Source organism: Methylotenera sp. (assembly GCF_029945705.1).
In the GTDB taxonomy this organism is placed as follows: domain Bacteria; phylum Pseudomonadota; class Gammaproteobacteria; order Burkholderiales; family Methylophilaceae; genus Methylotenera.
The window spans coordinates 286,360-307,713 of record NZ_JAQSDC010000004.1 but is presented as its reverse complement, the minus strand read 5'-3'; the positions used below and the strand labels follow the sequence as shown (position 1 = coordinate 307,713).

At 42.5% G+C, this 21,354-nt stretch carries 24 protein-coding genes; 3 read left to right on the top strand and 21 right to left on the bottom strand.

The features are described 5' to 3' along the window. Positions 1-46 precede the first annotated feature (46 nt). Positions 47-733 carry a Bax inhibitor-1/YccA family protein gene (locus tag PSU78_RS02430; RefSeq protein ID WP_300383683.1) on the bottom strand — a complete coding sequence of 229 codons (687 nt, stop codon included), beginning with the start codon at positions 731-733 and terminating at the stop codon, positions 47-49. Positions 734-1,030: 297 nt separating this feature from the next. Between PSU78_RS02430 and PSU78_RS02425 the strand changes: the two genes are divergently transcribed. Continuing rightward, positions 1,031-1,600 carry an FxDxF family PEP-CTERM protein gene (locus tag PSU78_RS02425; RefSeq protein ID WP_300383681.1) on the top strand — a complete coding sequence of 190 codons (570 nt, stop codon included), beginning with the start codon at positions 1,031-1,033 and terminating at the stop codon, positions 1,598-1,600. A 39-nt stretch (positions 1,601-1,639) separates the two neighbouring features. On the opposite strand, the gene nagZ is transcribed toward PSU78_RS02425, so the two are convergent. The 20 genes from nagZ to PSU78_RS02325 all read right to left on the bottom strand — a co-directional run bounded on the left by nagZ (position 1,640) and on the right by PSU78_RS02325 (position 18,020). Continuing rightward, entirely contained in the window at positions 1,640-2,686 is a 1,047-nt protein-coding gene (gene nagZ, locus PSU78_RS02420; RefSeq protein ID WP_300383679.1) for a beta-N-acetylhexosaminidase, read from the bottom strand. A gap of 38 nt (positions 2,687-2,724) precedes the next feature. Next, complete coding sequence (locus PSU78_RS02415) at positions 2,725-3,225, bottom strand: DUF2628 domain-containing protein (protein ID WP_300383676.1); 501 nt, start codon at positions 3,223-3,225, stop codon at positions 2,725-2,727. A 53-nt stretch (positions 3,226-3,278) separates the two neighbouring features. Continuing rightward, a complete protein-coding gene (locus tag PSU78_RS02410; protein WP_300383673.1) occupies positions 3,279-4,070 on the bottom strand; it encodes an ABC transporter permease in 792 nt (263 codons plus the stop codon). Between the two features lie 141 nt (positions 4,071-4,211). Further along, positions 4,212-5,144: a nickel ABC transporter permease gene (gene nikB / locus PSU78_RS02405; protein ID WP_300383670.1), complete on the bottom strand. Its 933-nt coding sequence runs from the start codon at positions 5,142-5,144 to the stop codon at positions 4,212-4,214. Further along, entirely contained in the window at positions 5,128-5,256 is a 129-nt protein-coding gene (locus PSU78_RS02400) for a hypothetical protein (protein ID WP_300383668.1), read from the bottom strand. Before PSU78_RS02400 ends, nikB begins: the two co-directional genes overlap by 17 nt. A 146-nt stretch (positions 5,257-5,402) precedes the next feature. Further along, positions 5,403-5,882 carry a L,D-transpeptidase gene (locus PSU78_RS02395; RefSeq protein ID WP_300383665.1) on the bottom strand — a complete coding sequence of 160 codons (480 nt, stop codon included), beginning with the start codon at positions 5,880-5,882 and terminating at the stop codon, positions 5,403-5,405. Positions 5,883-5,886: 4 nt separating this feature from the next. Beyond that, the gene (locus PSU78_RS02390; protein WP_300383662.1) at positions 5,887-6,174 is read right to left on the bottom strand and encodes a type II toxin-antitoxin system RelE/ParE family toxin; all 288 of its coding nucleotides are present in this window, start codon (positions 6,172-6,174) and stop codon (positions 5,887-5,889) included. Between the two features lie 4 nt (positions 6,175-6,178). After that, the gene (locus tag PSU78_RS02385) at positions 6,179-6,370 is read right to left on the bottom strand and encodes a hypothetical protein (protein WP_300383659.1); all 192 of its coding nucleotides are present in this window, start codon (positions 6,368-6,370) and stop codon (positions 6,179-6,181) included. A 63-nt stretch (positions 6,371-6,433) separates the two neighbouring features. Further along, the gene (locus PSU78_RS02380; RefSeq protein ID WP_300383656.1) at positions 6,434-8,995 is read right to left on the bottom strand and encodes a hypothetical protein; all 2,562 of its coding nucleotides are present in this window, start codon (positions 8,993-8,995) and stop codon (positions 6,434-6,436) included. A gap of 24 nt (positions 8,996-9,019) precedes the next feature. After that, positions 9,020-9,319 carry a type II toxin-antitoxin system RelE/ParE family toxin gene (locus PSU78_RS02375; protein WP_300383653.1) on the bottom strand — a complete coding sequence of 100 codons (300 nt, stop codon included), beginning with the start codon at positions 9,317-9,319 and terminating at the stop codon, positions 9,020-9,022. Beyond that, positions 9,316-9,576: a YlcI/YnfO family protein gene (locus PSU78_RS02370; protein WP_300383650.1), complete on the bottom strand. Its 261-nt coding sequence runs from the start codon at positions 9,574-9,576 to the stop codon at positions 9,316-9,318. Before PSU78_RS02370 ends, PSU78_RS02375 begins: the two co-directional genes overlap by 4 nt. Before the next feature lie 68 nt (positions 9,577-9,644). Next, positions 9,645-11,117, bottom strand: coding sequence for an ABC transporter substrate-binding protein (locus tag PSU78_RS02365; protein ID WP_300383647.1), 1,473 nt, complete (start codon positions 11,115-11,117; stop codon positions 9,645-9,647). Between the two features lie 189 nt (positions 11,118-11,306). Then, positions 11,307-11,870 carry a porin family protein gene (locus PSU78_RS02360; RefSeq protein WP_300383643.1) on the bottom strand — a complete coding sequence of 188 codons (564 nt, stop codon included), beginning with the start codon at positions 11,868-11,870 and terminating at the stop codon, positions 11,307-11,309. A 60-nt stretch (positions 11,871-11,930) separates the two neighbouring features. Beyond that, complete coding sequence (locus PSU78_RS02355; protein WP_300383640.1) at positions 11,931-12,572, bottom strand: tetratricopeptide repeat protein; 642 nt, start codon at positions 12,570-12,572, stop codon at positions 11,931-11,933. A 58-nt stretch (positions 12,573-12,630) separates the two neighbouring features. Beyond that, positions 12,631-13,446, bottom strand: a complete 816-nt coding sequence (locus tag PSU78_RS02350) for an SDR family oxidoreductase (RefSeq protein ID WP_300383637.1) — start codon at positions 13,444-13,446, stop codon at positions 12,631-12,633. Further along, entirely contained in the window at positions 13,443-14,141 is a 699-nt protein-coding gene (locus tag PSU78_RS02345) for an iron-containing redox enzyme family protein (RefSeq protein ID WP_300383634.1), read from the bottom strand. Before PSU78_RS02345 ends, PSU78_RS02350 begins: the two co-directional genes overlap by 4 nt. Then, entirely contained in the window at positions 14,128-15,660 is a 1,533-nt protein-coding gene (locus PSU78_RS02340) for an AMP-binding protein (protein WP_300383631.1), read from the bottom strand. The genes PSU78_RS02345 and PSU78_RS02340 overlap by 14 nt, the downstream gene beginning before the upstream one ends. 11 nt (positions 15,661-15,671) lie before the next feature. After that, positions 15,672-16,328, bottom strand: coding sequence for a thermostable hemolysin (locus tag PSU78_RS02335; protein WP_300383628.1), 657 nt, complete (start codon positions 16,326-16,328; stop codon positions 15,672-15,674). Between the two features lie 226 nt (positions 16,329-16,554). Beyond that, on the bottom strand, positions 16,555-17,055 hold the full coding sequence (locus tag PSU78_RS02330) for a hypothetical protein (RefSeq protein ID WP_300383625.1): 501 nt from the start codon (positions 17,053-17,055) through the stop codon (positions 16,555-16,557). Positions 17,056-17,069: 14 nt separating this feature from the next. Beyond that, complete coding sequence (locus PSU78_RS02325; protein ID WP_300383622.1) at positions 17,070-18,020, bottom strand: hypothetical protein; 951 nt, start codon at positions 18,018-18,020, stop codon at positions 17,070-17,072. A 210-nt stretch (positions 18,021-18,230) separates the two neighbouring features. On the opposite strand from PSU78_RS02325, the gene PSU78_RS02320 reads away from it, so the two are divergent. Further along, entirely contained in the window at positions 18,231-19,919 is a 1,689-nt protein-coding gene (locus PSU78_RS02320) for a sensor histidine kinase (RefSeq protein WP_300383619.1), read from the top strand. Between the two features lie 30 nt (positions 19,920-19,949). After that, entirely contained in the window at positions 19,950-21,317 is a 1,368-nt protein-coding gene (locus PSU78_RS02315; protein ID WP_300383616.1) for a sigma-54 dependent transcriptional regulator, read from the top strand. Positions 21,318-21,354: the final 37 nt, after the last annotated feature.

Sequence of the window (21,354 nt, the reverse complement as noted above, 5' to 3'; positions counted from 1 at the left end):
CGGGTTTTTATTTGGCATAAGTCTTAATTAAAAGACTAATTCAAATTTAGTCGTTACCACCAAAAGACATCAAAATACTCAATAAGTTACTGAATATATTGTAGATGCTAATGAACAATGACAAGGTCGCCATCACGTAATTTGTTTCACCGCCACGTACGATTTGGTTCACTTGATACAGAATAAAGCCTGATGAAATTAGAATAAATACTGCTGAGATAGTGAGTGATAATGCTGGAATTTGTAAGAATAGATTAGCGATAATTGCTAAAAATACCACCACCACACCAATCACCAAGAACTTACCTAAGAAACTAAAATCTCTCTTAGTTGAGCTTGCAATACCAGCTAAAGTTAAAAAGATAATACCAGTGCCAGCCGCGGCTAAACCTACTAACTGCCCGCCGTTACGTAAGTGCAAAGCATGTTGAAGTAATGGGCCTAACATTACACCGAGCAAGAATGTGTAAGCTAGTAACAACACGATACCTAAACCACTATTACGGTTTGCGGTAATCGCAGTCTGCATACCTATCGTCACTGCCATAAACACGCCAAATGCAATAAATGGATGAAGCGCAATGATACTAAAATCAAGACTCATACCAATAAATGCACCAATCACTGTTGGGATCATGGTTAGGCTCAACATAGCATAGGTGTTGCGTAGCACCTTATTGGTAGCTAACTCCGCTGATTCTGAACGACCTAGTACTGGCGTATTATCAAACATTTTTAATTCCTTTAACAAAATAAAATCACTACATTACTAAGATAACGGCTAAGCCAATAAGTTTCAAGTAAAAATTGCAATAACTATCTATTATCTTAAATCATGCAGATTAGTAATACAAATGCAAAATCATCAATAGTAGACTGAATTCGATTCAGTCATTTAAGCCCAATAATTCTAATGAAAATATAGTCCGATTAGACTAAGTTTTATCACTCAAATTCAGAATAGTTGTCATGTTGAATCCATAGAATAGCTAACATAAAGAAACACTTAATTACTCACTATAAGGCATTTATGATGAAATTGATTCGAAATACAGTAATAGCATCACTGTTCGGCATAGTAAGCTTAAATGCACTTGCTGACACTACCACAGTACTCTCTGTTGGTTCTCTACCAACATCTGTCTATTATGGCAATAACTTGGCCAGCGCATCTAGTGGCACCACATTTTTTGATGATTATGTATTCACCATTCCTAATGGTTCGGTTAACTCAATCACCACGTCACTTAACTTAAATAGCATTTTGGGCTTGAGTGACCTTCGTGCTCGTATCTACTCTGGTAGCACGCATCAAACTGGCACGTTGGCTGCTGGCACTATCATAGAGGGCTGGGGTACTACGCTTAACTACTCTCCAACAGCTAGCTTAACTTCCGTATTTTTAAATCCAGCCGACACTTTAGTGGCAGGTACTTATACGCTTCAAATTAAAGGGCTTGTATCTGGTGCAGCTGGCGGGTCGTATTCTGGCGTGTTAAATGTCACAACACCAGTACCTGAACCTGAAAGCTACGCTTTACTAATGGGTGGTTTGATGTTGATTGGTTTTGCTTCACGTAGAAGAAATAAGCAGAACTAATTGATTAAAAAAGGCGGGTAAGCGCTCCCGCTTTTTTACTTAGGCAAATAATTCACCTTCACTTTTGCCAACCACTGCCACTTGATGCACCGCTTTTACAAAGTCTGCAGTTTCATGCAGTTGATCTAAACTGAGTGGATTTCTTTGCCCATGCATACGCGCAAGCCTTGCAATACTTTGTGCGGAAATTGTCCATTTGAGATTCGCCAACAATTCGTCCACCATCGCAGGTTGATTGCATAACAACACCATATCGCAGCCAGCATTTAAAGCGGCTAAAGCGCGTGTAGTCACATCGCCACCCGCAGTTGCAGCTTCCATACTTAAATCGTCACTGAAAATCACACCGTTAAAACCTAGGCGCTCTCTCAATACTTTTTGTAGCCATTTTGGTGAAAAACCAGCGGGTTTATCATCCACTTTAGAATAAATAACATGCGCAGGCATAATCGCTTGAATACCATCGTCAATCAGCATTCTAAAAGGCTGCATGTCATTTTGTGCGATTTGGTCAAACTCGCGGTCGTCTACAGGCATGCTCACGTGTGAATCTGCCGTCACAAAACCATGACCTGGGAAGTGCTTACCCACCGCCGCCATACCGCCTTTTTTAAGGCCTTGCATCAATGAAAAAGCTAAATCATTAATCGCTTGAGGTTTAAGGTGAAACGCCCTATCGCCAATCACTAAGCTATCGCCATAATCCATATCCAGCACAGGTGTAAAGCTAAAATCAATGCCGTGCGCGCGTAGTTCGGCAGCTAGAATCCAACCTGCTTCAACCGCTAATTCTTTGGCTTTTTTCGGATGAGTATCCCAAATCTTACCAAACTCACGCATAGGTGGAATTTTTGTAAAGCCGTCTCTAAATCGCTGTACGCGACCACCTTCATGATCTACGGCGATTAAAAGAGGTGGTTGGCGAACCGCATGAATGCTCGCCGTTAGCGCATCTAATTGCGCATTATTTTCATAATTACGCTTAAATAAAATAACACCACCCACCAATGGATGCTGCAAACGGCGGATATCTTCCGCCGTAAGCGTTGTTCCAACCACATCCAACATAATAGGACCTAATGACATGCCAAACCCTTTAAATAAAATCTTAAAATCTTAAAAACTTAAACTTCAGACACAATAATCCAAACGGCAATGCCGACTAAAACGAGCAAACTCACGCCAAATGCCCATGCACCAGCTAGGTTCACGCCGCCTTGTTTAGCAAGCTCTGCGCTTACTTGTTCTGGTGGAAAAGCGGTAGAAATTTCATTCAATTTTTTATCCACGTGTGACTTATATATCATATTGCCCAGAATACCAAAAGTAGCGTAAATACCCCAAGTAATGGCTTTTCCCAGTGCCTCTGGCAGTGGAAAGTACGTTTCAATCAACACATCAATAATCAGCAGCGCCATCACAATGGCTGTATACAAATACATTTTGCGATACACCATCCAAACCACGCCTAAAAAGAAAGCGGCTACATTAAAGCCTTTAATAGAACCATGCGCCAACAGCCATTTACGCTGATAATAGCCATAATTTTTGCCTACAAAAGTTTGTACTGCATCATCTGCGGCGGCTGTATTCATTAAGAGTTGCCCTTCTAAGCTTTCTGACATTTTAATTATTCCTATTGATGTTATTCAAAATATCATTTATTCAACATTAGCACTTATTGTTCTGTTCTTACGTCTAACTTATCACGTAAATAATCGCCGCCTAGGTTAATCGCTAAAATCAAACTCATCAAGCTTAATCCTACAATTAACACATAATGTGGTGCGATTAGCATATAGCGCACGCCATCGCGAAGCATTGCGCCCCAAGAGGCATTCGGCGCTTGTATGCCTAAGCCCAAAAATGAAAGGCTAGCTTCTGCAATCATCACACTAGCTAAGCTGTAAGTCGCTTCTACCACTAGTATCGAGGTGAGCAATGGCAAAATATGCTTAAAAATCAACCGTGGCACGCTTGCGCCTAACGACTCAGCCGCCAACACATGCTGACGATTTCGCAGCCCTAGCGCTTGTCCGCGCGTGAGTCTTGCGTAGCTCACCCAACCCGTGATGCTTAAAGCAATCATTAAATTCACCAACCCTGGGCCTAACACCGCCGCAAATGCAATGGCCAGCAAAATGCCAGGAAAAGCTAAAAATACATCGGTTACTTGCATTAATGCACGGTCTATTTTGCCGCCGTAAAAACCTGCTAGTAAGCCAATACACACGCCAACCAACATAGTAATTGCGGTAACAAAAATCGCAACAATAAACGAGACTTCAACCCCACGTAAAAGACGCGCCAATATGCTACGGCCTAAGTCATCTGCGCCTAATAAATAGGTAAAACTAGGTGCGCTTAAAATCGCATTTAAATCAATTGCATTAGGGTTTAGCTGAAACAAGCGCCCAAACATGACCGCTACGAGCCAGAACAACAAAATGGAGGATGCAAATTTTTTCATTTTTTTTCAAACTTTTAAGCCTAAATACCCTTTAAACATACTATTTCCAAAACTCGCGATGGTAAGAGGCACGTCCTCGTGCCGAAAAGCTATTTCGCGACGAGGGCGTCGCTCCTACATGTGCTAATGGATAATTTTGGATTAAGCAAATTTCACACGCGGGTCGGCAAGTCTATACAGCACATCTGTGACCAAATTGACCAACACATAACTCAACGCCACAATCAGCACACATGCTTGCGTCACAGGGTAATCGCGCTTTTCAATACTTTCAACCAATAAGCGCCCGATGCCATCCCACGAAAAAATTGTTTCAGTAATCACCGTACCAGCAAGCAAGCTACCCATTTGTAAGCCAACAATGGTAATAATCGGCAATAAAGCAGCGCGCAAGGCATGGCGCAGAATCACGGTTTGCTCGGTTAAACCTTTGGCGCGAGCGGTGCGAATATAATCGTCATTCAGCACCTCAAGCAGACTGGTGCGCGTCATACGAGTGAGGATTGCGCTTAAGCCAAAGCCTAATGTCAACGCAGGCAGAATAATCGAAGCATTTGAATCCATACCACTCACCGGCAACCAGCCCAGCCACACGGCGAATATCAGCATCAACATAGGCCCTAGCCAAAAAGCGGGCATGGCTGAAAGTCGCACGCTGACTAGCGTTACCACAATATCTTGCCAATGATTTGCTTTTAAAGCCGCGTAAATACCCATAGGCACACCTAAAGCGATGCCAATAAGCAATGATAGTAACGCCAATTTCACCGTGGCTGGATAACGCGTTTTAACCATCTCGATAATCGGCATTTTTGTGTGGATAGACTTACCTAAATCGCCCTGCGACAGCTTAGCAAGGTAAGTGCCAAACTGCTGGACGAGCGGTTGGTCTAAACCCAAATCAGTACGCAATTGCACGCGGTCCGCTGTGCTAGCAGATTCGCCTAGCATCACCTCCACTGGGTCACCTGGTATCAAATGAATCAGCAAAAATGTAAGCAGCAAAACGCCGAAAATGACGGTAACCAAGCTTGATAATTTTTTGATTAAAAACACCCTAAACTGCCATCCCATATTTAACTGTCGCAATGATCAACATGACTGGGTTGAGTTGATTTTTCTTTGTAGGAGCGACGCCCTCGTCGCGAAAAGCAATGCGGCGCACATCACCGCCGTTAATCGGCACGGGGGCGTGCCTCCTACCTGCCCTATTGTAGGAGCGGCTTGCAGCCGCGAATCTTTGTAGCCTATATTGACCGTTGCTTTCGGGGCTAGAAGCCCCTCCTACAATGATGACTGTTGGAAAATTTATGTTGAATGGATAATCTGGGTTCATTCCAAAATTACCACCAACGTGCCAACCGCAACCAAATCAAACAACGCAATTATCTCGCAGTTACGCATGCGTATACAGCCGTGCGAGCCAATCTGTCCCATCTCAGTGCTATCTGGTGTGCCATGAATATAAATATAACGCTGCATTGTATCCACATTACCTAAGCGATTTTTGCCTACTTCCTTACCTGATAGCCACAAAATACGCGTCAAAATCCAATCTCGGTTTGGAAATTCAGCCATTAACGCTGGCGTGCAGATTTCACCTGTTGGCCTGCGCCCCACAAACACGGTATTTGGTGCAGCATCCGCGCCAATTTTAGCGCGAATGATGTGCTGCCCTAATGGCGTACAACCGCTATTTTTCTCGCAACCAGCGCCGTTAGCGGCGGTGGAGATGACGTATTTAGCTTTTACGCCGCCAAAATCATCAAGCAGCGTTAAGGTTTGATTTGAGATAGAGATTTCAATGCGCACAGTACTAAACCTCTAATAAACGTTTGCCATGAACCACGGTGAGCACTTCTATTTGACTTGGCTTAATTTCATAAATTAAACGATAGCTATACACAAATCGCTCACGAATATTCTCCTGATTTAACTCGGGCACTGCACTACCCGCTTTGGGAAACTCATTTAACGATTGCGCCGTCGCAAGCAGCTTTTCAACCACCGCTTTTGCATAAAAAGGCGAATCTCTGTGAATATACGCCGCAATTGCATCTACATCCGCTAATGCGGTTTGCGACCAAACAACTAATAAAGCCATTGGCCTAGAGCCACTTATTTAAGTGACTGGCAACCTCTTGTTGTGTATGCAGTTTACCAACCGCCACATCGGCCTGCCCGTGTTTAATTTTCTCTAATACATAAAGATGATATTGAATATCTTCCAAGGTACTATCTTCTGGCAATGTTCTTAAAAGCTCAGTCGCCTCTAATTTTTCAGTCATTTGTGTTTGCATTGCGCCACTCCTTAACGTTTCATTAACAAATTCTATTATATGCAATTTAGCATCAAGTCACTGTTATACCCGCATAAAACCAAGCTCATACACTTGTGGACGAAGTTTATCGCCTAATACTTCATAGGCATTTTTAAAGGCTTCAAAGCTCACGGGTTGGCTAAAGCCATTGCTGTTGCGGGCTTCTAAGGCTTTGCGAATTTGATACCAGCCTACGTCGCTACGGTTAAGTTTTAAGCTTTCGCGCACGCCGTGTTCATCGGTTTGGCTAAAATAGGCTTGCCAGAGTTTTTTGCCTTCGGCTAATACTGCGTTGGCTTCTGCGGATAATCCACAATAGTCGCTACTTTCATTGCCCCTTATGCCGTCATTCCCGCGCACGCGGGAATCCATTTGGGGTGTTTGGTGGGCTTTATGTTTAAGGTCGACGCCAAGGCCAACATCAAGGTCAATTTGGATTTCCGCTTTCGCGGAAATGACGGGTGAAGCAGCTTTAAGAGGTAGTAGATTTTGTAAATACTGCACCATAAAATCGCTCTCAAAGCGTTCTGGCGCGCCTACTTCAGCCTCGGTAAACGGAATAAAGTGGTTCACAATCGACCACTTTTTGCCGTTCCATTCTAAATCGTTGGCGCTAGCGGTTAAGTTGCTACCGTTAAACAGCATCCAAATTAAGCAATCGGTTTTAAATGCGTCGGTGAGTGGTTGTGGGGGTTGTAAGAATTGGTCGCGGTCGTTTAGCCACGTGGGTTTAATGAGGCGGCGGACTGAGAAAACGATGGCGGCTTGCCATAGGTTTTCCTCGTTAATATATGCACCACCGCCATTGCCACCAGTAAATATAGATGATGTGACACACGTTTCTTGCACTGCATGTTGCAAATCATTATTGCTTGCGTACAAATAACCAAACATATTGTCACAGGACTTTTTAAGTCTAGGGTTACTTGAAACCTTAAATGCATTTGATAAAGGCAAAGCTATTTGATCGTTTGTTTTTGGCTTATCCATCCAAACATTTAAGTAAGCACTATTTGGCAAATTATAAAATTTCTTTTCACCAATTGGTTCAGCTTTTTTATTTAAAACAAAGGTTGTGATTTCCTTAATTGGTGTTTTTTTCTTTACGTTTTGATTGGTTTCCCATATCAAAAAACCAATTGGAAAGTCACCATTTAACCCATCAAAAGCTTTACTGTGTACAACAAAACCACTCATGTAACTAGCTTGCCAATTTTGTCGAAACTTCTCAAAATTTGGCGCATTGACATACTTTAATGTGCTGAACATTGCTAAAGTAGCTGTAGGTATTTCTCGCGCAATTCTCACTAAGAACTGAACAAACAACTCTTTGCTTGCGTAGCCTGACTCCGCTGGCTTCATTGAAGCATTGATTCGCGTTTGCTCAACATGCTTTTTATTCATATCTCCTTTGCCTATACCAGAGCCAGTTTCACCATAAGGCGGATTAATCAACACCAATAATTTTTTACCCTCCGCAATGGCTTGCCTTAAAGCTGGCGGCACTTTGTTGGTGAGGCTGTAATCTATTTTGCCGTCATCAGTAATGTCGTCATTCAAATAATCGTATTGAAAGCGCGTGGCGGCCACGCAGGTTTTACTGGCTTTCATTACATCTATATCGGCTTGGTCTAGCGTGCTCATAAACACATTGCGTGGGTTGCTGTGCTTCACCTCTAAATTGCCCACGCCACAGCACATATCCCACACTACATAATTTTTTTGCCAGTTGTTGCCTAGCGTTTCGGCTAATAAATCATAAGCTTTATCTACCACCGCAAGGGGCGTGTAATACGCGCCTTTAAAGCTGCGTTCATCTAGCGGGATTAAGCTGTCGCGACGTTCTAATAGGTAATTGCGGTATTCTGGCTGTGGCGGTTTGTGATAAATCATCCAAAACTGGCGGTAGCCTTCGTAATTGCCTAGGTTGTAGGTTTTACCACCAAGTAAAAACACAGGTTTTTCGCCATCGTGTAGCAACCTTGCGGGCAGGTTTTCATGCGTGGCGGTTTTGCCATCGTGCATAATGTCGGCAAAAAACAGTAAGGCGTAATCGGTTTCATCCACGCCTGAAAGCTCTTTGCCGATGAGCGCGACCCATTTATCAAATACTTGCTTAAGGTTATCTGGTGTAATTTGCGTGCGGATAATCTCGCCTGATTTAATGGCGAGTTTAACGGTGTGAATAAACTCTTGCTCGTGCGTTTCTATTTTAAACGAGACAAAATGCGTGCCAATATAGGTAGACACTTGTTCTAAGGTAGTTTGCTCAAACTGGCTGGCTGATTTGCCCCATTTAATGGTTTTGTCTTTAAACAAAGGCATCACATCGGTGGTTTTCATCAACGCGGCTTTGGCGGTATCTATCACCGCTAAAAATGGCGGTAAAGTTTCGCCTTTTTTATTGGCAGCATCTACATAATGCAACAACTGCGTAAACATGGCGTAAGTGGAAGTGGGTTTGTCTTTTGCCTCAAACCAGATTTCTTTGGTTTGAATATCAATGAGGTTTTTAGACAGATTTTTTAAGCCAAGCGCTTTGATATAAGCGTCTTTAACGTCTTCTTCACTTTTGGCGGTTTTTAGCGTATCAAAAAGGGTCATGTATTAGTCTTTATTCTTTAGGTGTTACCTAAAATCATCTTCGCGCTGGTGGCGCACCGCTAAAATTGTCACCGTGTTATCTTCTTCTATTTCAAACATTGCTACATAGCCATTGGCGCCAAAGCTTATCACTAGCTCGCGTAGAAATGGGCTATTGGCTTGCGCTTTGCGGCAAGTAAACGGGAAAATTTTAAGCGTATCAATGGCTTTGTAAATGTTATCACGTGCATGTTTGGCACTATTTTTGTCTTGTTTATACAAAAATAGGTAAAGACGCTTAAGGTCATCTTTTGAATTGCGGGTAAATCTAATTTGGTAAATCAATCAAATTTTCCATTGAGAATATCATCTAATTCTGCCAATACGCTTTCTGCTGAATAGTATTCTCCTGTGCGTCTGGCTTCATCACGGGAGGCAATGCCACGCGCAATAAAGGCCTGATGATGCAAGCGGCGTTCAATATTGGCTTTGAGCGACTCTTCTAAAAAGCTAGAAAGTGTTTCGCCTTCGGCCAGCACGCTTTGCGCGGCTTCTCTTAATTGTGGCTCTACACGCAAAGCTGGAATAGTGGCAGTTTTCATGGTGTGACTCCAAATGTAATTCATTTGCATTACATTAGCATGTTTAGTGTGTTTCCACACGCTAAATATTAGGGTGTTTGCACATGCTGAATCTTGGCTAAATCATCCCAATTGCCATCCGATTTTGCGTTGTAATTGGCAATGCCTTTGCGCATGGCGGCAAACTGCCCTTCGTACCACAGCGGTACATAAGGCAATTGCTGGCGGATACGCGTGCTTGCGGCTTGCCAGTTTTCATCAGCTAATAATTTATCAAGCTCAGCGTCTGTGTATCTGCCACGGTTAAAGCCATTGGGTGGTGCGCTGTTTGAGCCAAACGCTTTTGCGTAAATTTCGGGCGTTTTAATGCCTACCCACGTGAGGCCGTACAATTGGAAATTGCCTTGTTTGACGTCTTCAAAAAACGTGCCCCAATCTAAGCTGCGAATTTCAAGGGCTATGCCTGCCTTAGCCATTTGCGCTTGCAAAATCGTGGCGAAGCGCACGCGTTGAGCATCTGTAGAGGTTTTATACACCAGTTTAAGCGGCAGCTTTATACCCGCTTCTTGCAACAACTGTTTGGCTAAGGCTGGGTTGTAATCATTGGCTGGCAAAGCCTGAGTGTTTTGGTTAGTGTAATGTTCAGGCGGCAAAATCATGTCCGCTTCGCGGCTATGTTGAATCATGGCTTTGGCGATAATTTGCTTGCGGTCTATGGCGTGGGCAATGGCTTGTCTGACTTTAAGTTGCTGCAAGATTGGGTCTTTAAAATTTAAACCTAAATATGAAAAATTGGCGCCTATGCTGGTTTTAACCGTCACTTCTGGCTTGGTTTGTAGGTACTTAACAAGCTCTGGTGGCAATTCACCTTGCAGTAAATCTACCTCGCCATGCAGTAACTTTAATACACGCACGGTAGGATCTTTCACTTCGATTAAGCTGATTTTTTGATCATCGTTGACACGTTGCAAGGTGAGTTTATTCTGCCAAGACACAAACTTTAAAGCGCCGTTACCTATAGGCGCATGCGAGAAGTCATAGCCTTCTGCAATGAGTTTGGCTGGCAAAATGCCAATAATCAACTTGGCGGCAAAGTGCTTATCTGCCTGATTGAGCTGAAATTCAACCGTGTCATTATCTATCACGGTGATACTTTTGATATTGGCAAATTCGGCGGTATTGGGCGAGTCTTTTAAAGTAGCTAAAGAATCATAAGTGGCTTTTACGTCGTTAGCATTTAATGGCGCTTTGTTGTGGAATAGCGCGCGATTTTTATTTAGGGTAAATTTATATTGTGTTGAACTAATTTCTACCCAACTAGCCAAGCTAGCAGCTGGCTTTGATTGCGCATCAAAATCTACCAAGCTTTTATACACCAATCGATTCACGCGCTCTGAAGCGGCATCCGTGGCATAGCGCGGGTCTAAATTCAGTGGCATTTGCCCAATGGCAAATACAATTTCATGTGAAGATGATGCGGATGGATGTTGTTGAGTACAAGAGCCTGTACTCAACACTAGTAAAACGAAACAAAATTGCGCTAAAACTTTCAATGCCATCATAGCACCGAAGTTTACTAGATTATGAGGAACTTAGATGCTCAGGCTAAATGAATATTATCTATTAAACATAATACTTAAAAAGCTCACCCTTGTAGGAGGGGCTTGCAGCGCCGAAAGTAGCGGTATAAGCATTCCGCTAAGGTTCGCGGCTACAAGCCGCTCCTACAATAGAAAATCTAACATTAAACCTTAGAAGTTATATACAGCGCCCACACTGACTACGTTAGCGCCAAAGTTATCTTTGCTATTGTTCACATCTTTAACAGCTGCTGAGTAATGATCCCACCCCAAACGAATGCCGATATTTTTGTTGAGGTTATATTCACCGCCCAAACCGTAAGTGACAGCGGTTCTGGTATCGTCATTCATCGGTGCAAGGCTTGATGACACCTTAGTTTTTGTTGCGGCAATACCGAGCTTGCCGTAAAGATTAAACTCGTCATTCAGTGGTAAAAAGCCAATGGCCGCAATGCTGGCAGCATCACCTTTTGCCGTACCACTTACTTTATCAGTGACTTTACCAATGCCTGTATATTCGCCTTCTACCCCTAAATATTTGTTGAATTTATAACCTAATACGATACCACCAACGGCAGATGAGCTTTTATCTTCGCCATTTGGTGTGTTGATATTTGGCTTACCAACGCCGATGTTGCCACCTGCATAAAAACCCTCATCACCTGCAAAGGCTGCAGTTGAAATAGTCGCAATGGCTAACAAACTTCCGAGTAAAATTGTTTTAGTTTTTTTCATATCAATCCTTTATAAATTATTCAATGGTCAATCAATAAAATTGCTGGTTTTTTAAATTTGTTAACTCGCTTTTTTCTCTGCAACTTTCAAGCCTGCTTCAACCTCGCTCTTACGGCCTGCATCGGCATCTTCACGGCCAGGGCGCGCAGTTGCGGCTAAAGCTTTTTTGTAATACTCCACCGCTTTTGCGTACTCGCCCTGCTCGCTTAAAAAGTCAGCATAGAAATAATTAGGGTCTATGCCAGAGGGATTCACTTGTAGGGCTTTTTCTAAGTACGTGCGTGCTTTTTTCTTATCACCAAAACCAATAGGCCAGCCTGGCACTTTGTAGTAAAGAGAGCCTAAACTTGTGTAGGCAGAACCTTGTAGGGCATTGGGGCTGGTTTTCTGCGATTCGAGTAATAAATCACGCGCTTTTTCAGCAAACTTTAAAGCACCAATTCCACCTTTGGCTTTTGCATAACCACTGTTTGAAATGGCTTCCCAAATCATGGCTTCTGGTGCATTGTCATTTGCAGTTGTAACTCGGTGCGCCTTCTCAATAAGCAGCTTAAAAGCGTCCTCTTGTGCGTCTTTAGGTGTTTGGTAAGTCGCTTTAGCCCATTCGTGCTGAATTTGGGCAACTTCAGCATCTAATTTATCATCCGCAAATGCTGGGCTTGATAGCGCAATAAAACTTAGCAGTAACATCATGTTTTTCATCTGTTTTTTCCTTTGTTTAAAAATACGGTATTAATTCTTATGTATTAAGTCTTAGGTATTAATTCTTAGGCGTAATAAATTGACGCGCGATTCTGGTTGGTTTCTTTAAACCCATACTGACAACACTCGGTAAAAACCCATTAAGCCATGCGAAAAAAGACTCTGGCTGACCGATGTAATGCTCTTGTTTATCAGCTTCTATGGCTTTGATAATTTCTTCGACGACCACTTGCGGTTCATCCATGGCGGTTTGGGTAGCGGCTAACATTTTTGAAGCAACTTCGTCATTCATGGGTGTTTTAATGGCGCGTGGAGCAATGTAGGTCACGGTAATGTTGGTATCTAGCAATTCACGCCTGAGTGCTTGAGAAAACCCATGCACAGCAAATTTACTTGCGCTATAAGCTGCATAATGCGGAAAACCAATCGAGCCGAAAATAGAACCAATATTGACGATTTGACCGCCATTTTGCGCCAGTAACTTTGGTAGCAAAGCACGCGTCAGTTGAAGCGGTACAACTGCATTGATATGCATCATTTCTGCGATACGCATTGCGTCTTGTTCTTGAAACAAAGTGAAATCAAGAATGCCGGCACTATTAATTAAAATATCGACACTTCCAAGCAAATGAACTGCCTCATCTACTACCCTTTGCGTGGGATTAGGTGAAGCTTCACTCGCTTTAAAATCAGTGACAATTGGAAAAGCTACTCCACCTAGTTGATTGATTTTATTGCATAAGCCATAAACTCTCGCTTTATCTCTATCGACCAAAGCTAATCTAGCGCCGCGTTTAGATAGCGCAAATGCTAATGGCTGACCTATGCCGCCAGCAGCGCCTGTAAGTATGATGTTTTTACCATGCAAATTCATGCAGCAACCTGCTGTAAAGTTGACGGTGAAGTGTTTGTTGGTATAAATCTACTACCCAAGTCGCGGAAAATATCTCCGTACAATTTGTAAAAGTTTTTAGCACTATGAATCAGCAAAGTGCGCTCTTCTTTGTCTTCAATTTTATTCACAAGCCCTTCATAAAACTCGGTATGACCAACATCTAGCGACCCATGTGAAGTTAAATAACTGAAGGCTTTATTAGGCAAACCAAGACTGTTTTGCAATGAATCACCCGCTTTGGTAGCAAGTGCTACACTGGTGCCTTCTAGCACCAATACCATGCCAAAAAAACCTATGGGATTCACACGGTTAATCATGTCGTAGGCATAAGCCACCATCATTTCCGTAGCAACGCCAGCTTGTCCATTACGCACGGTTTCTGCATCAGCGCCACAAGCGTTAATGTCATTGAGTATCCATTCTTGATGGCCTAACTCTTCTTCAATGTACTCAGCAACGGCTTCACGTAGCCATTCATATCGCTCGGGTAATTTAGCACCGCATAACATTAAAAGCGGCACGGTGTGTTTTACATGGTGATAAGCCTCAGTTAAAAAAGCGACGTAAGCGGGCAAGCTCACTTGCCCGCTAGCGCCCGCTTGTATGAGTGGCAAACTAAATAAAGACTCGCGCTCATGTTGAGTTTCACTGAGCAGTGTTTCATAAAACGGCATAACTTTTTTCCTTATAAAGTTCGTCAATTTTTTCTTGATATTGTTGCCACACAGCTACTCTGCGTAGGCGACCATTGGCGGTAAGTTGATTGTTTTGCGGAGTAAATGGCGTGTCTGCTAATATCCATTGGCTGACGCGTGCATAATCAGGCAGTAATTGGTTGATTTTTGCGATGGCGATGTCAATATCCGCTGATGTAGCGTTTTTTGCGGGAACAATAATCGCCACATTCCATGGTTTTGCCTCGCCAAACACCGCTGCTTGGGCGATAAATGGCGAAACAGTTAATTCGCGCTCCACCCATTCTGGTGCGACATTACGACCAAATGAGGTGATGAATTGGTTCTTTTTACGCGCCGTAATGTATAAGTAGCCATCCTCATCCAAATGACCAATGTCACCAGTAGCAAAATATTGATTATTCTGCACGCTGTTTAAATCTCCAGCATAGCCGAGCAAACAAGCACCTTTTACCAATATCTCTCCATACTCACTTAACTTAATCGAGACATGCGGCAATGGCTTTCCTACGCTGCCTATTTTTCTATTCATGGGTGTATTCAGTGCAACTACTGAAGCACATTCAGACAATCCATAACCCTCATAGACAGGTAAATCTAATGCTGCAGCGCGATTAAGCAACTGTGGCGAAACAGAAGCACCGCCTACAGCAACGAACCTTAAATGAGGTGGCTTGGTGTAGCCTGCTTCAATGGCACTCAGTAGCGCATTAAGCAACTCTGGCGTAAGCACCGTGGTGGTGGCTCTAGTAGTGCTTAAGGCCTCCATCATGTTGGCAATATTTAAGCCTGTTGCACCAGATAATCCAACCTGCGCAGAGGGCATCAATATTGCTGTTGCCCCAGCTAAAAGTGGCACATATAAGCCCGCAATATTTTCCAGTAATGTAGAAAGTGGCAAAATACTTAAGTGACGATCTGTAGACATTGCTTTAGTCGCATCAAGTAAAGAAAGCGCAACTCGGTTCAACGTCAATTGCTCTAAACAGACCCCTTTAGGCTTGCCCGTTGTTCCTGATGTGTAGGTAATTTTAGCCGTGCCTTTTGGCAACTCATGGAAAATTTTGGTATCTAAAATAAATTCAGTGATAATTTTATCTTCTATTAGATACTGTTTTTCTTGCACTATTTTTTTGCTGTAATCATCAAGCATTTGCTTGAATAAGATAGGTTGATCACTTAACACCACATTAATACCGGCATCCTCAATTGCGTGTATTGTTTGCTCTGAAGAAAAGAAATACGGCAAAGGCACTACGGGTAAATTTAAATCCATGGCAGCTAAATCAGCAATCGCCCATGCTGGGGAATTATCCATCGCTAAGCCTAAAACTTTGGCTGAGGCATTGTTGAGTCGATAAGTAACCAGCTCTATTGAAGTTGCTAACTCTCCATACGTTAGGGTTTCTGCGAGCCTACCTTGTAACGCAACTTTATTGGGTGAGTGAGTTGAAAAGTGCGAAATCGCATTAAGAACAGAGTGAGATTGAGAATTCAAGATATTAAATCCTACTGCGCAGTTGGTTGCGTGCGACGAATCGCCATCACTTGCGGACGTTCATTGTAATAAGTGCCCCAAGCAGCACGTTCATGCTCTGGAATACGGTCAATACTTGCTTCGCCCAAAAACTGTAAAGACATATTCAACTTAGTTAAAGAGTTACGTAATACTGAGATTCCTGTAAAAACCGCCCATTCGGAATGTGTGCTATGCAAATACAGGCTGATGCTAGCGAGTAAACTGCGCACATTAATTGGATCAGCAACGGCTAGATTTCCAACTTCTAAAATAGCCTCGCGTGAGATTGGCGTTTGATAATGCTCTGACAGTAGCGCTTCGATTGGTGAGTCAAAATAAGTTTCTAAAAACAAACTCTCTTGGTTGGCATGCCGCAACCCGCAAACTGCAAGTAATTTACCGCCAGTATCACGAACGCTCATTAATTGAGGCATAAAGTGACTGACTTCTGCACTATGCGCACGTCGATAAATTGCACGAACAAAGCTCTCCAGCTCTTTCCTATCAGCCGCGCATGGCCCTGAAATAGCGGTAATGACAGACTGCGCCCCATGCAGATGAATTGCTGCGCTTTTGCTTTGTGTTGAAGTTGCTTCTATTTCTAACTGTTGAATATCAGCAGTCGCTAATTGTTGCGCAAATTGCATATAACACTCCTGTAAGAATGTTTTTATATACGCAAGCGTTGTGCCAAGTCAGGTATTTACTATATATTTTAAATTTAAATCGTTAATAATCATAGAATTACGACTATTATGGGTTTTAATTTTGATGGTTGTGGTAGATTTTAGAAACCACAATTTTTGCAGACTTGCAGACTATTAACTGATATTCCCTGCAATTTTCGTAGGATTTATATTTATTTTTGATGGCTTACTGAACAGCACTCGCAGACCTATCAGCACAATTAAGCTCTGGTGCTGTAGATAAAACATTACGATCTGCATTAATCCAAACTAATGGTTTAACCCTGTCATCTAATTTACAAGCGTCGATGTAGCCTATCGCCCCAGGTGTATCTGCGACATATCTGAGCATTGCTTCTTGCGAGCTCACGACATGCGGCGGTGAAATACCGTGGAAATACAGCCCATTCCAATAATCAGTTTGAGTTTCTGGCGCACTTTTTAAGATTGATAGTGAAAACTGCAGCCTAAGTGGGTTGGTGGCAGAATAATTCAAAGTTTGAATACGTTTTCCATCAGCCCAATACAACTTCTTTCGCCAAAACATGAGAGAAAGTTCGTTAGCATCTACCTGATGAATACTGTGATTACGTGGCACAATCACAGCAAGCACCTCTGCGCCAGCCTCTTGAACGAAGCTTAATAACAGCACAATGATAGACATCATCAACAATTTAAATTTATGCATTTGAAACTGGCGCACTAATACAAAATTGAAAATGAAGCGAGTAAGCCTTTGGGCGATTCGGTACTTTCTTCATCGCCACCTACATACTCAATTTTAAATATTTTGCTGGGGGTCATACGCCATGCAGAACCTATCAGCCAACGTGCAGTAGAGCCTTCTTCAGGGCGCTTGTAATTCTCTATCCGCGCGACTGCAAACCATTGGTTGCCAAGCGGCGCAACCCCCTGCAGATAAGCACCGCTGCCGCCATTGGTGTAATTATTGTAATAACGCTGAAAAGCCTCACCACTAAACTCCCAGCCTTGGCGCTGTACTAAAAAATCCAACCCCACCATATGAAATTCAGGACTATTAGGAATATTCTCGCGAAACTCCAATAAAGAAAGTCCCCAATTGACGTTGCCAGAAAGCGTAAAACGCGCCCCTTTGGTATCTTCAAATGGAATTTCTTCACGATTCACAATTTGATCTTTTAAGGCTTCCGCATAAAAACTGTATTCAAAAGCATTATCTGCTAGCGGAGTGGCACCATAAAACATCAAACCATTGATTGCTGTAGGAAATAGGCGGCTTGTGACTAATGGACGAGTCGTTGTCCAAACCAAAGGCTCAGCATGCACTAGATTCCAACGTCCAGCTGGAGTTAAAAAACGACCTGCGCGTACATTCAATTTTTCGGATAAATTATAATCAAAGTAGAAGCGCTCTAAATCTAAGTAACTGTCTTTGCCAATTGAAGTGTCATCTTTGTTAAAGCTAATAGGTCTATCTATGTCGAGTTCAGTCAAAAAGTGAAAGCGGCTATTATTTTCCCAGCTGAGTATGATACCAATTTCATTAATAGCCCCTTCTACTTTCCCACCAGGATGCACATTCATTTCGGCATTAGAATAACCACCTAAACTAAAATTTTCCCATGGTGACGCTTTATCTGCGTCCGCAGCAAAAGCGGTTTGCAAAGACATGACAATCGTCACGCCTATAAAAAATAGTAGTGGTCTTATTAAAATAGCTCTAGGCATCATCAAACCATGCATAATTTCTCCATCACTAAAAACTACTACGTTGATAAACTAGCAACGGTATATCATTCCAATTCGCTAAACTCATTTGGTATAAATTGCTTTGCTTAATTTATTACAACCTATCATGCTTTCATTCTCGCACTAAATCAGATGCTTAAAAAAGCCCTGCCTATACGCTTTATTCTACTTAGCGCATTTTTGCTAGTTGCTTTGCTGCCAACCATGCTGGTCACTGGCATGGCTTTTTTTGAGGCTCGCGGTGCGTTAAAGTCCGAAATTAAACATGATACCCAAACCCGAGCAAACGCTACTGTAGATGAAATTGACCGCATTATGTTTGAACGTTTGCATAATACTGCGTCTTGGGGCCAGCTGGAAATTATGCAAGATGTTCGAATTGGTGACATTGATAAGCGTCTATCCAAGTTTTTAAGTGATTTAAAATACAGTTACCACGATATTTATAATGAACTGTATGTTGTAGATAACAAAGGCATTGTAATTGCATCGAGCAACGCCGAATCAATTGGTCAACATCGCGCACAATTTGGCGATTGGTTAAGCACCAAAATTCAGGGTAATAACATAAGTATTGCGCCTATTATGCAGGAGCAACTCAACATCTCAACCGATGTTAAAGATGCTTTTGACGGCAATAAACTTGGCACTTTGGTCACTGTTTTTAACTGGAATCAAATCACCAACATTTTAGAAGGCGCTGTTTCAGGAAGAAGCGGTGCAGCACTTTTTGATGGTAATAACAAAGTAATATCGATGACCGCACGTTGGTCAGATGTTCAAACTCAAGAAAAATTATCTACCTCGTCTAAATCCAAAGGCTATCAAGGTTATAACGGCTTCAAGTGGCACGTTGTGATTGCAGAATATCGTTTAGACGCATTAGCGCCTATCCAACATATGGCTTATATTTTTATTGGCTTATTGATTGCCACCATTATTCTAGCTAGCTTAATTGCGTTCCCAGTCGCTACAGCATTAACTCAACCACTCGTTAAACTCACGGCGTTTGCCAATAACTTTATTCGTGAACCAAGTAATGCATTGCCTCCAAGCACAAGTTACCTTGTTGAACCCTTAGAAATCACAGCGCTTTCAAATGCCTTTAGTAAAATGATTAACGACCTTGAGCGCTCTAAAGAAAATCTGACACGAGCCGCGAAACTAGCAGTAGTCGGTGAAATGGCAGCCGCCATGAGTCACGAAGTACGCACCCCTTTGGGCATTTTGCGCTCATCAGCACAAGTCTTATTACGTGAGCCTAATATTAGTGAAGAAGGCCGTGAAGTTTGTGGATTTATTATTAGCGAAACTGAGCGTTTAAATAAACTAGTATCAGCATTGATTGACTCAGCAAGGCCGAGATTGCCTGATTTTAAACATACAGATATTACCGGGCTAGCGCAGCAGTGCGTTGCAATGTTGCGTATGCAGGCTCAGAATAAGAAAATAGAACTGATCTGCGAGGCGAATGAAAAATCTATAGCCCTGTGTGATGCAGAACAAATCACACAGGTTTTATTAAACTTATTACTCAATGCAATTCAAGTATTGCAAGATAATGGCAAAATAATATTAAAAGTAACACCCTCAATTGACCAAGTATTAATTACCGTTTCCGATAATGGTCTAGGCATTCCAGTGGAGCATCGCAACCAAGTATTTGAGCCCTTCTTCAGTAAACGCAGAGGCGGCATTGGCTTGGGATTAGCAATTGTAAAACAGATTGTAATGGCAAATCATGGCAATATTAGTGTGCATCAAAGTAGCTTAGGCGGTGCCGAATTTCGGCTACAACTACCTGTCGACATGGCTGCATAAAACAGAATATTTTATGGAACGCATCAAAAAATGAATCAGCAAAAACGTATTCTCGCTGTTGACGACGAGCCCCATATGCGACGTCTGCTAGAAATTAGCTTGCGCCAAACTGGCTATCAGCCAGTAGTCGCAGAAAATGGTAAAGAAGCACTGACGATTTTGCGAAATGATAATATCGACTTAGTCGTTAGCGATTTGCACATGCCTGTGATGGATGGCTTAAAACTACTAGAAGCTCTACGTGCTGAAAATATCGAAATCCCAGTGATTATCGTCACGGCTCAAGGTGAAATCTCTTCAGCAGTGCAAGCCATGAAATTAGGCGCTTCAGACTACATCTTACGGCCATTTGATTTGGAAACTCTTGAAATTGCCATTAGCCGAGCACTTTCTGTCACTCGATTAAAAGTTGAAAATCAGTTTTTGCGCGGCGAAGCTGGGCAAATAGGCAAAAGTTTAATTGGCGAAAGTCCAGCTATTCGCATAGTGCATCAGGCTATTTCCCAAGTAGCTGCAGAAAAAGCTACCGTACTGATTACAGGTGAAACAGGAACAGGCAAAGAACTTGTAGCGCGAGCCATTCATCAACAATCCCCAAGAAAGAATGCACTCTTTGTTGCAGTCAATTGTGCGGCGATTCCCTCTGAAATGCTCGAGTCTGAATTATTTGGCCATGAGCGTGGTGCCTTTACTGGCGCAGTTAAAGAGCGCATAGGTAAGTTTGAACTGGCTGATGGCGGCACTTTATTTCTAGATGAAGTGACTGAAATGCCAATTGCTCTGCAGGCCAAGCTGCTACGTGCCCTACAAGAAGGTAGCATTGAGCGCTTAGGGAGCAATCGGCAATTGAATGTAGACATTCGGGTAGTGGCCGCAACTAATCGCGACCCCATGCAGGCGATAAAAGAAGGTAAGTTACGTGAGGATTTATATTATCGCCTGAATGTATTCCGTATTGACTTACCCCCTTTGCGCGATCGATTAATCGACATCAAAATTTTGACAGCACATTTTCTAAAAAAACGCGGTATTCGCATTGATGACAATGCTGCCAGCCTTCTAGAAAACTATGCTTGGCCAGGAAATATTCGTGAACTAGAAAATGTGCTAGAACGTGCGGCTATCGTTTGCGGCGGCCAATTAATTAGGGCAGAAAATTTACCTGTAGATATTGTTAAGAAAACTGCCCCTGCTGCTTCGTTATTAACAAATACAAATGACAATCCAAACTCAAGGCAATCACTCTCACTACCTGACGCGGTGCTAGCTATCGAGATGAAATTGATTTCAGAGGCGCTGACACAAGTGAATGGCAACAAAAGTCGGGCGGCAAAACTGCTGGAAATTAGCGAACGTTCACTTTGGTATAAGTTAAGCCGCTATCACTTAACAGATTAATATGACCATCCATTAGATTTTATTAATCTGCAGAATA